Raw genomic sequence first — 13,276 nt, forward strand, 5'->3', positions numbered from 1 at the left:
ATACACCTGTACCCATGCCGAACACAGCAGTTAAGCCCTAGAACGCCTGAAGTAGTTGGGGGTTTCCCCCTGTGAGATACGGAAGTCGCTTAGCTTTTATCCGCCATAGCTCAGTTGGTAGAGCGCATGACTGTTAATCATGATGTCACAGGTTCGAGCCCTGTTGGCGGAGTAAATAGATTCTTGGATCCTGTTTAGGATTTTTTTTATTTCCCTTTTTATTAAATGGATACTTAATAAAATTCAAAAAATAAATTAATATACTGAGATGAATCCGATTGAGCTAGTTTGGGCTGAAATTAGAAAAACTTGGCAAGGAGTTTGGTAATTGAATGATTTCCTCGGTTTCCTTGCGAATGATTTTGGATAACGTCCTGTTCATTCTAAGACAGCTGTGTCTGACGACGCCGGCACCGGAACTCCTCCTTGTTGGACTGGTTGTTTAGCTGTCCTAACATAATAAGTGTGATTCAAAATGAAAAAATCTTGCATTTTCAAGCAAAAAATTATATAATAATAATGTTGAATGTTCATTAATATCTTTATAAGTGATACATTTCACAATAAAACAAGAGGTTAACCTCTAAAATATTAATTGATTTTCATAAGGAGGAAATCACACATGGTAGTTAAAGTTGGTATTAACGGTTTTGGACGTATCGGTCGTCTTGCTCTCCGTCGTATCCAAAATGTTGAAGGTGTTGAAGTTGTTCGTATTAACGACTTGACTGATCCAGCAATGCTTGCTCACCTTTTGAAGTATGATACAACTCAAGGTCGTTTCGATGGTACTGTTGAAGTTGTTGATGGTGGTTTCAATGTGAACGGTGACTTCATCGCTGTTTCAGCTGAACCAGATCCAGCTAAAATTGATTGGGCTGCTCAAGAAGTAGATATCGTTTTAGAAGCAACAGGATTCTTTGCATCTAAAGAAGGCGCTGAAAAACACTTGCACGAAAATGGTGCTAAGAAAGTTGTGATCACTGCTCCTGGTGGTAACGATGTTAAGACAGTAGTTTTTAACGTAAACCATGATATCCTTGATGGTACTGAAACAGTTATTTCAGGTGCTTCATGTACAACTAACTGTTTGGCTCCAATGGCTAAAGTTCTTCAAGATGAATTTGGCGTACAACAAGGTTTGATGACTACTATTCACGGTTACACTGGTGACCAAATGACTTTGGATGCTCCACACCGTAAGGGTGACTTCCGTCGTGCTCGCGCTGCTGCAGCTAACATTGTTCCTAACTCAACAGGTGCTGCGAAAGCAATCGGACTTGTTATTCCTGAATTGAATGGTAAACTTGATGGTGCTGCACAACGTGTTCCAGTTCCAACTGGTTCTGTAACTGAGTTGATCACTGTTCTTAACAAAGAAGTAACAGCAGCTGAAATCAACGCAGCTATGAAAGCTGCAGCTAATGAATCTTACGGCTATACTGAAGATGAAATCGTATCATCTGATATCATCGGTAGCTCATTTGGTTCATTGTTTGATGCAACTCAAACTAAAGTGTTGACTGTTGATGGTAAGCAATTGGTTAAAACTGTTGCTTGGTATGACAACGAAATGTCATACACTGCGCAATTGGTTCGTACTCTTGAGTACTTTGCACAAATTGCTAAGTAATGAGTGATATAAAAGAAGAGCTACGGTTCTTCTTTTTCTGTTTTAGTTGACTACTTTTATTAGGTTGGCAGATCGCATGGGAGAAAAGTTTAGGGTAGAATATATTAGATATAGATAGCCAAAATCGTATTCTAACAAGTTTTAGATATGCGCCTTGGCTATTTATGATAATTGTCGGCATGTAATCATACATCGGTTTAATTTCGTGGATATCATCAAGGACTAAGTCCTTTTATATTTGATATTCAGAGAATTACTGGTTGAAGACGATGAACTAAGACAATATGCCCACTTGACTATCCCAGCCTTTGACGGACATGAGCTAGAAGAATTAGCGTTGACTCAAGGACTGAGCGTAATCACCATAACTTGGTGGTTTTTGCTTGTCTGGACAATGAACACGCCATTGAGCTTTCGCTTCAGCACCTTGAGTTTTGCTTAATCCTAAGCTGGTAGAAGTGCCAGCTTTTTTGTTTACAAATGTGAATTAGGTTTTTTCTTGCAGAAAGATAAAAAAAGAAATGGAGGTTCTTTTATGAAACTTAGAAAATTGCTTGTAGGCTTGGTAGCCTTGTTAGGTGCAATTGCGCTTGTGGCCTGTGGTGCAAAAACAGGAACAGCTGACTTCCAACTTATCACAGAAGGACAAATGGATATCCGTAATCATTTAGAATATCAAGGCGATAAGATTACGCTTCTTGAAATAACTACTACAATCTTGTATTCTGCTATGGGGGTTAATTCTAAAGAGGAAGCAATGGAAGCACAGAATATTGGAGCGTGGGATGGTATCAAGGGGGTTGACCATAAGGTTGAATACCAAGATGACCGTATCGTTGAAGTTACTTCCATTGACTTAGCCAAAGCGGATCCTGATGTTCTGGGAGAATTAATGCCAATTGAAAGTGCAAATGGTGAGAAGGTAGATTATCTTAGCTTTAAAATGACCAAAGAAAACTTTGAAAAACTTGGTCTAAAAGAAGTTAAGGACGGTCAGTTCAAAGAATTAGAATAAAAAGAGAGGCTAGGACAAAAAGTTCTAGCTTTTTCTTTACTATTGTCAATGAAGTATTGCTAGGTACTTCCCGGTTTAGAAGTTTTGAAGATGGGCAATGCTGGAAATGGGAGAAAAATCGAATTTTAACGAATAATTGATTTTTGTCCTACTTCTTTTTTGTATCAAAGGACTGGACTCGAATGTGGTATAATGGATAGGAGAAATGAGAAAGCTGAGAGTCATGTTGGAAATTTTTGATACACATACACATTTAAATGTAGAAAACTTTGCCGAGACAATCTCTGATGAATTAACGCTGGCTAAAGAAATGGGGGTAACCATCCACAATGTTGTAGGCTTTGATGCACCGACCATCGAACGGGCCATTGAGCTAGCGGACCAGCACCCTGAGATTTACCTGACCTTGGGCTGGCACCCGACGGAAGCTGGCAGCTACACCGATGATGTCGAGGCTTTTTTGCGTGATAAGCTCCGTCACCCCAAGGTCATCGCGCTTGGCGAGATTGGGCTGGATTATTACTGGATGGAGGATCCTAAGGACATGCAGGAAGCTGTCTTTCGCCGCCAGATTCAGCTATCCAAAGAGCTGGATTTGCCCTTTGTGGTCCACACGCGAGACGCCTTGGAGGACACGCTGACCATCATTGAGAGCGAGGGCGTGGGTCCTCGTGGTGGCATTATGCACTCCTTTTCAGGTTCTTGGGACATGGCAGAGCGCTTTATCAAGCTAGGGATGATGATTTCTTTGTCAGGCGTGGTCACCTTTAAGAAGTCTATTGAGCTACACGAAGTCGCGAAAAAAATCCCTCTTGATAAGTTGCTCGTCGAAACAGATGCCCCTTACCTAGCTCCAGTCCCTAAACGTGGCAAGGAAAACAAGACGGCCTACACCAGATACGTTGTGGACTATATCGCAGAGCTCAGAGGTCTGACCAGCGAAGAGGTCGCACGCGTCACGACAGAAAATGCGAAGAGTTTTTTCGGATTGGAAGTGAACGATGATTGAGGCACTGGCTGTTTTATCTTCGGAATTAAGAGCAAGGTTGGATATTGAGGCGACAAAACGAGAAAATACTTATCTCCAGAAAGAAGGGATTGATTATTTTTACTCATCGCCCCTTAATTATGATGTTGTAGCTTATGTTGCTAGAGATATTTCAACCCTTTTTGAAGTTATTACAGAATTATCGACAACTAGCCTCGAGAGCCATGTTCTAGAACAAACACCAGGCTTAGTTCCGTTTTTTTGAGACAATATTGAGTGGTTGTGATAAGGAACTTTTTAATCAATTATTTTTTAATTTCTTTGATAGAATGGCAAATGGAATGCCAATCTGTCTAACACTCCAAAGAGACCAACAAGACTTTCTTTTTCTGGAGCCGTACTGTCTATTTGGAGGGTGTCGCATTTTGGAATATGAAGATTACTATACACTTTTTACAGTTTCGATTTATGATTAGAGGTAAGGGAGGGTAGATGGTAGAAAAAATCACGATTCAAGAAGTCCTTGTCGTCGAAGGCAAGGACGATACCGCCAACCTCAAGCGTTTTTACGAGGTGGAGACCTATGAGACTCGTGGCTCGGCGATTTCGGAAGAGGATTTGGAGCGCATTGAGACGCTCCATGACCTGCGAGGGGTGATTGTCTTTACAGACCCAGACTACAATGGTGAGCGGATTCGCAAAATCATCAGCTCTGCTATTCCCACCGTCAAACATGCCTTTCTCAACCGTGATGAGGCAGCCCCACGTTCAAAAACCAAGGGGCGGTCTTTGGGGGTTGAGCACGCCAGTTTTGAGGACTTGGAAAAGGCGTTGGCTGGGGTGCGTGGGCACTATGATGATGAGGACCATTTTGACATCACGCAGGCAGACTTGATTCGGCTGGGGCTCCTGATGGGAGCAGATAGCCGACAGCGCAGGGAATACCTCGGTCAGAGCTTACGCATCGGCTACACCAATGGCAAACAGCTCCTCAAACGCCTGAGATTGTTTGGAGTAAGGTTATCAGAGGTGGAGGAAATGATGGCAATCTATCGGCAATAGGAGTTGTACAAGATTTTGACAACTCTTTTTCTTTATGCTACAATGAAGAAAACAGGAGGAATTGTTATGGAAGCCGTTGCTTATTCTCACTTTCGTAATCATCTCAAGGATTACATGAAAAAGGTCAATGATGAGTTTGAGCCTCTCATTGTGGTCAATAAAAATCCAGATGAGGACATTGTGGTCATTTCCAAAAGCGAGTGGAGCAGTATTCAAGAAACCCTTGCGGTCGCTCAAAATGCCTACCTATCAGAAAAGATTTTGCGCGGTATGGCAGCCGTTCGAGCTGACAAAACACAAGAACGCCAGCTACTAGAGGACTAGCGATGAGACTTTGTTTCACAGACGAAGCTTGGGAAGACTACCTCTATTGGCAGGGGCAGGACAAGAAAACACTCAAGCGTATTAACAAAATTATCAAGGATATTCAACGCCATCCTTTTGAAGGTATTGCTAAACCAGAGCCACTTAAATACGACTATCAAGGTACTTGGTCACGACGCATTGATGCTGAAAATCGCCTGATTTATATGGTTGAAGACGATTGCTTGTATGTTTTGTCGGTTAAGGATCATTATCGGTAAGACGACCTTGAAAGAGAAAGAGGCGTGTAAAGAATAATCAATGCGATCACTCATCACTCCTCCTATTCAACTAGAAAACATATTTAAAAATTCGAGTTCTTAATACAAGATATTTGGTAAACGTTGGAGAAATGGGATGAAAAAGCAAGAAGCGAGAACGATATTAGTAAGCATAGCTCCTAAAATTGAAATAATAGAATCTGAACGATTTTCTTTTTTGGAAGATCAGCTTAAGGAACAATACTTTATTCAAAAAGAAAAAGAATACGCCGATTGGCTACGCGGTCTTCCTGATGGTTTTTTGGATAGACTGAATAAACAAGCCTCTTTTCAAGACATTAATCTCCTTTTAAAAGATTCTTTTTATCCCACGGAATTATTTAGTAATGTCGAGTGGGTTAAAATGCTTTATACTTTAGAAAAATCTCTAGCTTATCTATCCGCCTATAAGCAATCGTTATTTCCAAAAGTTAAAGAATTGCAAAAAAACTTACAATATGTTGTTGACAATGATAAAAATTCTCTATTTAGACTTTTTCAAGACCGTACGATAAAGCATAATGTTGAATTAGCAAAAAAAGAGGTTCAGTTGAATTATGGGCTGTTGGTTGATTTAGATAATCGGCTAGAAAAGTGGAATAATTTCTCCGAACCCACTGCAGTAGTCGCTTTAAGTGAGCACAAGCTAGATTATTCAGCTAAAATTAGGCAGATTTTAAAAATAGATGATAGCAATACCGAATCGTATCTTTTTCGACAATGTTTAGAAACGTTAGCACTGGCTGAAAAATTTATTAAACAGAACTCTAAGTGGAAGCTTATTGATGATGTTAAAGAAGTTTGGAATCAAATCAGAGAAACTCAAATTAAGGCTATTGAAGCCAGTTATCCGGTAGACTTATTGGGATATGCAGATGAGCGTGTTGCTAAATTTCTTCCAAACCTTTCTAGAAATTTCGACAACTTGAGTGCTATTTGGGAATGTTCTAATGACTTTTTACAGAAGATGTGTCATATTCCTGAGGAAGATATTGAATTAATCAAAACAATAATTTCTCAAATGATGAGTCAAGGAAAGGAGCATTACTATCCTAAGTTAAGAGTGGATAATCTATCATCGTTAGAATTTAAATTACTAGGTCTGTTAAAATTCTATAAAGACTATCCTAAAGACAGAGAAGCAAGAGAGAAAGCTTTTCTTGAACATATAGAGTCTTTGAAAATTAAACTTGAAAAAATAAGAGCGTTAGCTCCTAATCGGTTCATACTTAATTTTCTATCGGAGCAACAAAGAAAAGAGTGGCTTGAGGAAGAAAAAGGGCTATATACAGCTTATAATTCATTTTTGACTGCAGACGACCAAAATGATATTCTTCAATTCCCTGCCTATAGTGAGAGAGAGTTGAAAGCTGATTTCGTAGAAAATAGTGCAACTTTTCATGCTCTAATAGAGGCACTAACGGGCTCTAAAAAAATCTATACACCAAATGACTTACCAGATTTGATTGTTGATAAAGTGAAACAAGTGAACATAAACAGAGAAGGTTTAGGCGTTACGATGCGCTCTTATCAAGAATTTGGTGCTCAATACATTTTGTTCTATAGAAACGTTCTTCTGGGCGATGAAATGGGTCTTGGTAAAACGATTCAAGCCATCTCGGTTGCCAATCATCTTTTTCAAAATGATCAACAACATACGATAGTCGTTTGTCCTTTAAGTGTTTTAGAAAATTGGAATAGGGAAGTCCAAAAATGGTCGCAATTGCCGACTTTCTTGTACAGGGGGTCTGATAGGCAACGAACATTTGACAAATGGAAAAGCGAAGGAGGTGTCCTTCTGACGAATTATGAGCAAGCTAAAGCTTTATCAGAAACCATGGCTGATACTGTTTTTGATTTTTTAGTTGTTGATGAGGCTCATTATATTAAAAATCCTGAAACAAAACGTACTATTTATACGACGTTGCTTTCTAAACTGGCGCAATACAAATTATTTATGTCGGGTACACCACTGGAAAATCGTTTAACTGAGATGAAACATCTCATAAAACTTTTAAATGTGGAATTAGGAAAAAAATTAGAAAGTAGGTACTGGACGACTAAAGAATTTAAAACTCAATTATCGACTGTCTATTTAAGACGTAAGCGGGAGGAGGTGCTTGATGAGCTTCCAGAGATGGAGGTGATTGAGCTATGGTCTCGATTCTCAGAGGAACAACAATTGTTTTACGATGATGCTGTTAGAGATGGCATTAGTGGGATGATGCGGATGAGAAGAGCTGCTTTTGTTGGTGAACGGTCGAAAAAACTATTGCAAATTATAGATATTTGCAAAGAAGCTAGAGAGAATGGTCAAAAAGTACTTGTGTTCTCCTTTTTCAAGGAGGGGGTCTTGTATCGTCTACAAGAAGAATTGCCAAACGTGGCACCAGTAATGATTTTAGGCTCCATTTCGCCAGCACAAAGACAGGATATTATTGACGAATTTAGTAAAGACCCCAATCAGACAGTATTACTCAGCCAAATAGATGCTGGTGGTGTTGGTTTGAACATTCAAGCTGCAAATATTGTGATACTATGTGAGCCGCAGTGGAAACCTTCAACTGAGCAACAAGCGATTAGCCGTGTTTATCGAATGGGGCAATTACGTGATGTCGTTGTTTATCGATTACTGACAGAGGACAGTATAGACGAATCTATGATGGCACTACTTGATGAAAAAACGGCATTATTTAACGACTTCGCTAATGATTCAAGTATAGCAGAAGCGTTTGAGCAGAGAGAAAACTTCGAGAGAGATATGAGTAATGAATCCAGACTCCGCCAAAAAGTTTTTGAAATGGAGAAAAAGCGACTTGAGACAAAGACCCTTTCTCAAACCTCAGCTGTCAACGCCTTGAAAAAAGCTGAGTAGCCAAATTGAATAAAAAAGGACGAATATCATGAGAATAGCAGATTACAGCGTGACCAAGGCGGTGCTAGACCGCCACGGGTTTACCTTTAAGAAATCTTTCGGTCAGAACTTTTTGACCGATACCAATATTTTGCAGAAGATTGTCGATACCGCCGAGATTGATGAGACCGTCAACGTCATTGAGATTGGACCTGGTATCGGGGCATTGACCGAGTTTTTGGCAGAGCGTGCCGCTGAGGTCATGGCTTTTGAGATTGATGACCGCCTGATTCCCATCTTGGCGGATACGCTGGGGCGGTTTGATAATGTCCAAGTTGTTCATGCGGACATTTTGACGGTGGACTTGCAGACGCAAATCAAGCAATTCAAGAACCCTGACCTGCCTATCAAGGTGGTGGCCAACCTTCCCTATTACATCACGACACCCATCCTCATGCACCTGATTGAGAGCAAGATTCCTTTTGCTGAGTTCGTCGTCATGATGCAAAAGGAGGTCGCTGACCGCATTTCCGCCGAGCCTAACACTAAGGCTTACGGTAGCCTCTCCATCGCAGTCCAGTACTACATGACCGCAAAGGTCGCTTTCATCGTGCCCCGCACTGTCTTTGTCCCTGCGCCAAACGTGGACAGCGCCATTCTCAAAATGGTGCGTCGTTCCGAGCCTTTGGTCAGTGTCAAAGATGAGGATTTCTTTTTCCGTGTGTCCAAGGCCTGCTTTGTCCACCGTCGAAAAACCCTCTGGAACAACCTGACCAACCACTTTGGCAAGTCAGAGGAGATTAAGGACAAGCTCACGCAGGCGCTTGGCATGGCAGAGCTGGCACCGACTGTCCGTGGTGAAGCCCTGACCCTAGCTGACTTTGCTAGATTAGCCGATAGCCTGCAAGAAGTGGGGATGTAAGATGGCAAGCTCTATTCCATTTTTGACAGTCACCACAGAGCGATTGGTCATTCGCCCGCTGCAATCAAGTGACTATGAGTCCTGGTATCAGGGGTTTGATAAAAGAAGACCCGCTCAGACACTTTTTGATGAGGGGTATCTGGATATGACACCTTGCAACCAAGTCTGGTTTGATAACTTGGTGGCTCATCATCACAAACTTTGGCAATCAGACCAGCAGTATATTTTTGCTGTTTTTACCCACGATGGTCACCACGTCGGTATGTTAAATCTAGCCACCCTCGCTCGTGCCAACATGGATTGGGCAGACTTTGGTTATTCGATCCATAATTATCTCTGGCGACAAAGCTATGCTTTTGCAGCCTTACAAGCTTTTCTTTCTCTTGCCAAAAATCAGCTCAGGTTCCATCGCTTGGATGCTCATGTTGATGAGGAAAATACCCCGTCACAAGCTCTCTTGATCAAGTTAGGATTTGAGAGAGAAGGTATCTGTAAAGCTTTTCATTATCAAGATGAGGCTTGGGTAGATCAGGTCATCTACGCCAAGAATCTCTAAGAGATGATGCCCTGCAGGACGCTGGCTTGTAATTTAAGACTGAGATAGACTTTCGTGGTTGTAGTGCAAACATGGAAGCCTATCTCTTTTTTGATTGATCATCTATCATAGTTTTTTACATAAACAGCAAAAGCTAATAAGATGAGAAGGATGCCCAAGGGACCACCGGTGGCTAGAAAGGCGACAGGGTAAGAAAAATGATCTAGTAGCCAGCCTAATAGAGGATAAATCAGCAAGGAAATACCGCCGACAAGACTGCTGTTAAGAGACAAGACGGTCGATCGAATCTCAGATGGAAGGGCTAGATTTAGGTGATGGCTGAGATAGGGAAAAATGAGATCGATAAGAAGGTTCAATAAGATAAAACCGGAGATAACTGCTGGAGCCCATCCTTGACTAAGACAGAAACTGCCAAAACAGAAAAGAAGAGCAGTAGCAAGTAGAAAGTGGCGTAAGGGAATGTTCTGGCAATACCGTGCCAGAAAGGCTCCAAGGATACCACAGAAGGTTGCTAGTCCAATGAGGCTAGAAATAGCTGTCGGACTGAGTCCCAAGACGAGCAACCCACCTTGAATAAAGCGAACGAGGGCATTGATAAAAACCTCAACAAGGACCATAACTGTAATCAGGATAGCTAGTTTTAGGTTGGAGCAGATGGACTGAACCACCTGCTTGAAATGAGCAGTGGTGCCGGTGGAAAGAGTTGTAATGGACGGAGTTGTTCTAGAGTTTACAGGAGTAGAAATCAACCCGATGGCTAAACCAGCGCCAAGGTAAAAGATAGCCTGAAAGAGAAAGATAGCCCCGTAAATCACTTGAAAGATAGGACCGCCTAGTGCGGTGGTAAAGGCTAGGAAGCAAAGGGATATGACTTGACTGTTACTTAGAATTTTGAGGTAATGCTGCTCATGCTGGTGCTGGGCCAATTCTTCGTAGAGGAAGGCTTGATCGGCTCCACTTGCTAGGACGGTACCCAAGGAGTCGAGCGCAAAGAAAATAGCCAACCAGACAAAGGGAGTTGTTACCTGTGCTATTGAAAGAACAAACAATCCTAAAGTTGCAGCTGCATTGAGGCAGGTTCCTAGAAAAAGAACAGACTTTCTTTCAATCTTATCTGCTAAAATGCCTGTTGGGATTTCTGTTATTAGTCGTACGAGGTTGTAGATAGATTGAAGGGTACCGAATTCTAGGGATGAGAGACCAAGTCTGAGACAGTAGAGCATGAGAATACCACGACTAAGTTGCCCACTCATGAAAAATTGATACAGGTAAAAAAGGGAAATATTGCGTTTCATGATCGAATTCCTTTTCAAAAATAATCTATATTTAGTATATAATAGAAGAAAGAAAAGGAGGTTTTTGTTGTGAATAAGGGAAAAATAAAATTTGGCCCTATGATTCGAGAATTGAGAAAAGATCGTGGCATGACGCTGACAGAGTTAGCAGAAGGGCTTGTGGTGAAGTCCCAATTGTCTCGCTTTGAACGCGGGGAATCAGAATTGGGAGCTGGAACGTTCTACCAGTTGTTGAACCGTTTGCAAGTCTTATTTGATGAATTTTTAGTCTTTGCAGGGATGAGAGAAGATTTTAGGCGTATTATTTTAGAGATTGCTCCTTATTATGCGGAGCGTCAGGTGATGGAGCTTTATCGTATATTAGAAGAGGTTGAGAGAGATGGTCTAGCTCCCAGCTTTTTAGACACCATGATCAAAGCCTTAATCCGCAGTTTGGATGAGCAAGAACCTGGACCGAATGATGAAGAATTGAGTGCTTTGACAAACTATTTATTTGGAGTGGAGTATTGGGGTCAGTATGAGATGACCTTATTGGGAAATTGTGCGCAGTTAATGACCTACGAAACCCTCTATCTATTGACTATGGAGGTGATCAAAAAACGGCAATCAACCCTGCCCTATGATCCAGGCAATCGAAAACTGGTCATCCAGCTGGCCATTAACTGTCTAGAAGCTAGTATTGAACGTGGCTTTCTAGATAGGGCTAAAGTTTTGATTGGGCGGATTGAGGAAATCTTAATTGTCGAATCAGAATTTTTTGAAAAGACGATTTTTGAGTTTATGAAAGGCTATTATGAAGTAAGACTAGGGATTAGTTCAGGAAAAGAACGTATTGAATCGGCCTTGACTGTTTTGAAACTCATGGCTCCCGAAGGTATCTATCAAGCCTACCAAGAGCAGTTTCATGGCTGGGCTATTTAGGAGAAATATAGGTTAAAGCCAGACTGGATAAAAAAACCAATGTGATGGGAAAACATAGGAAGTGGAAAGCGTGGATTTGCTTGTTTCTGGTCAAAAGAAGTGCTATACTATCTTTGAAAACACTTACTTAAAGGAGCCTAAAATGAAACGCTTAGGAGTAATGGTGCTGGGGTTATTTCCTTTGGTGGGTTGTCAGCAGGTCAATCAACCATCTGAGAAGAAGGTGGACTCACCTACTGCCGAACAGGTCTATCAGGCCATTGTGTCTGATTACGAGACGGCTCTTCGCGCAGAGGATCGTAAATTACCTGAAGGGTCGTTGGTCAATCCGATTAGTTTAGACATGACTTGGCGATATGGTGGTTTTGAGGAAGTGACGGTCGTTTCTCAAGAGATTGATCTAGATCAAGACGGGCAAAAAGAGCTTCTAGTTGGGGCTAAGGTTCCTGGTGATGAGCAAGAATGGACCATTTATACGGGAGCTTATGGTGTGCTGGAGGGGCAAGTGGTTGACTTATTGGCTCCGATTTTGGTTGAAGAGAGCGACAATATGCTTGTTTTCTACACTAATAATCGTCTCAGCGTTAATCAAGCCAGATCTGATGCAACTCTTGTCACTGCAGTTTATCAGCTAAAGGGAGCAAGTTTTGAGGAGTTAGCTTATTTTGAAGCGCCTCTTGCAGATGATGATTCTAGACCTCGGGATCGCAAGGGCAAGCTTTATAGTCAGGAAGAGTCAGAAACATTACTAATAAAGGCCTTGGGACATGGCTGGGAGGAAGAAGTGCTTCAGTAGGTAGACAGGTCTGGTAGATTAGGCTACAAGACCTTTATTCCTCATCGAATCATTATGTTTAGAATAACCGAAATGCCCTGTAAGAGTATTAGAAGTCTCTCACAGGGCATTTGATTTTTATTTATCGCTGAAAAAGAAGGGAGGCGTATAGTTGCTCAGGGTTTTGAAACATTCCTTTGCCGCTTCGTTATCACGACAGATGATGAGACAGACATCATCGCCACAGACGGTAGCGATCACTTCGTCCAGTTGCATGGCATCTAGGATGGAGCCAAAGGACTGGGCAAGTCCAGGTAAGGTTTTAAGGACAACCTGGTGCTGGACTGGCTTGAGCATGACAAGGGCATCTTCCATGTAAAAGCGCAGGCGATGCTCCCAACGGCTGGGAGAGATTTTATGGATTTCATAGTGGGGATCCTGATCATCTGAAATCTTGACCAGATGAAGTTCTTTCATGTCGCGGGATAAGGTGGCCTGAGTGACAGAAACACCATTCTTCAAAAGAGCTTCCTGGAGCTCTTGCTGGGTCCGAATCTTAGTCTCAGTAATCAATGAACGAATCAACTGGTGGCGGGCTTCTTTTTTATTCATAGGATCCTCGAGTGGCTTTG

14 protein-coding genes, 1 tRNA gene and 1 rRNA gene are annotated in these 13,276 nt (G+C 41.7%); 14 read left to right on the forward strand and 2 right to left on the reverse strand.

Features of this window, described 5'->3' with window-relative positions:
- The 12 genes from rrf to ABID29_RS07315 form a co-directional block, all read left to right on the forward strand.
- Positions 1-94, forward strand: a 5S ribosomal RNA gene (rrf, locus tag ABID29_RS07260); the annotation flags it as partial.
- 5 nt (positions 95-99) lie between these two features.
- Positions 100-172 (forward strand) — tRNA-Asn (locus ABID29_RS07265).
- 450 nt (positions 173-622) lie between these two features.
- The gene (gene gap, locus ABID29_RS07270; protein WP_354365494.1) at positions 623-1,633 is read left to right on the forward strand and encodes a type I glyceraldehyde-3-phosphate dehydrogenase; all 1,011 of its coding nucleotides are present in this window, start codon (positions 623-625) and stop codon (positions 1,631-1,633) included.
- A 535-nt stretch (positions 1,634-2,168) separates the two neighbouring features.
- Positions 2,169-2,648 (forward strand): DUF1307 domain-containing protein, encoded by a 480-nt coding sequence (locus tag ABID29_RS07275; RefSeq protein ID WP_354365496.1) that lies wholly within the window; start codon positions 2,169-2,171, stop codon positions 2,646-2,648.
- A gap of 226 nt (positions 2,649-2,874) precedes the next feature.
- Complete coding sequence (locus tag ABID29_RS07280; RefSeq protein WP_354365555.1) at positions 2,875-3,657, forward strand: TatD family hydrolase; 783 nt, start codon at positions 2,875-2,877, stop codon at positions 3,655-3,657.
- Positions 3,650-3,901 (forward strand): hypothetical protein, encoded by a 252-nt coding sequence (locus ABID29_RS07285; protein WP_354365497.1) that lies wholly within the window; start codon positions 3,650-3,652, stop codon positions 3,899-3,901. The genes ABID29_RS07280 and ABID29_RS07285 overlap by 8 nt, the downstream gene beginning before the upstream one ends.
- 227 nt (positions 3,902-4,128) lie before the next feature.
- Positions 4,129-4,698, forward strand: a complete 570-nt coding sequence (gene rnmV, locus ABID29_RS07290) for a ribonuclease M5 (RefSeq protein ID WP_354365498.1) — start codon at positions 4,129-4,131, stop codon at positions 4,696-4,698.
- Between the two features lie 66 nt (positions 4,699-4,764).
- The gene (locus ABID29_RS07295) at positions 4,765-5,022 is read left to right on the forward strand and encodes a type II toxin-antitoxin system Phd/YefM family antitoxin (RefSeq protein WP_354365556.1); all 258 of its coding nucleotides are present in this window, start codon (positions 4,765-4,767) and stop codon (positions 5,020-5,022) included.
- Positions 5,023-5,024: 2 nt separating this feature from the next.
- On the forward strand, positions 5,025-5,282 hold the full coding sequence (locus ABID29_RS07300; protein WP_354365499.1) for a Txe/YoeB family addiction module toxin: 258 nt from the start codon (positions 5,025-5,027) through the stop codon (positions 5,280-5,282).
- A 136-nt stretch (positions 5,283-5,418) separates the two neighbouring features.
- Positions 5,419-8,196, forward strand: coding sequence for a DEAD/DEAH box helicase (locus ABID29_RS07305; RefSeq protein WP_354365500.1), 2,778 nt, complete (start codon positions 5,419-5,421; stop codon positions 8,194-8,196).
- Between the two features lie 28 nt (positions 8,197-8,224).
- Positions 8,225-9,097 (forward strand): 16S rRNA (adenine(1518)-N(6)/adenine(1519)-N(6))-dimethyltransferase RsmA, encoded by an 873-nt coding sequence (gene rsmA, locus ABID29_RS07310; protein ID WP_354365501.1) that lies wholly within the window; start codon positions 8,225-8,227, stop codon positions 9,095-9,097.
- Between the two features lies 1 nt (position 9,098).
- On the forward strand, positions 9,099-9,653 hold the full coding sequence (locus tag ABID29_RS07315; protein ID WP_354365502.1) for a GNAT family N-acetyltransferase: 555 nt from the start codon (positions 9,099-9,101) through the stop codon (positions 9,651-9,653).
- 98 nt (positions 9,654-9,751) lie between these two features.
- Here ABID29_RS07315 and ABID29_RS07320 read toward each other — a convergent pair whose 3' ends face one another.
- A complete protein-coding gene (locus tag ABID29_RS07320) occupies positions 9,752-10,948 on the reverse strand; it encodes an MFS transporter (protein ID WP_354365503.1) in 1,197 nt (398 codons plus the stop codon).
- Positions 10,949-11,017: 69 nt separating this feature from the next.
- Here ABID29_RS07320 and ABID29_RS07325 point away from each other — a divergent pair, with 69 nt between their 5' ends.
- Positions 11,018-11,869: a helix-turn-helix domain-containing protein gene (locus ABID29_RS07325; protein ID WP_354365504.1), complete on the forward strand. Its 852-nt coding sequence runs from the start codon at positions 11,018-11,020 to the stop codon at positions 11,867-11,869.
- Between the two features lie 142 nt (positions 11,870-12,011).
- Positions 12,012-12,665 carry a hypothetical protein gene (locus ABID29_RS07330; protein WP_354365505.1) on the forward strand — a complete coding sequence of 218 codons (654 nt, stop codon included), beginning with the start codon at positions 12,012-12,014 and terminating at the stop codon, positions 12,663-12,665.
- 117 nt (positions 12,666-12,782) lie between these two features.
- Here ABID29_RS07330 and ABID29_RS07335 read toward each other — a convergent pair whose 3' ends face one another.
- Positions 12,783-13,256: an arginine repressor gene (locus ABID29_RS07335; protein WP_354365506.1), complete on the reverse strand. Its 474-nt coding sequence runs from the start codon at positions 13,254-13,256 to the stop codon at positions 12,783-12,785.
- Positions 13,257-13,276: the final 20 nt, after the last annotated feature.

Origin of the sequence: Streptococcus rupicaprae, assembly GCF_040545225.1 — a bacterium.
Taxonomy (GTDB): Bacteria; Bacillota; Bacilli; order Lactobacillales; family Streptococcaceae; genus Streptococcus; species Streptococcus rupicaprae.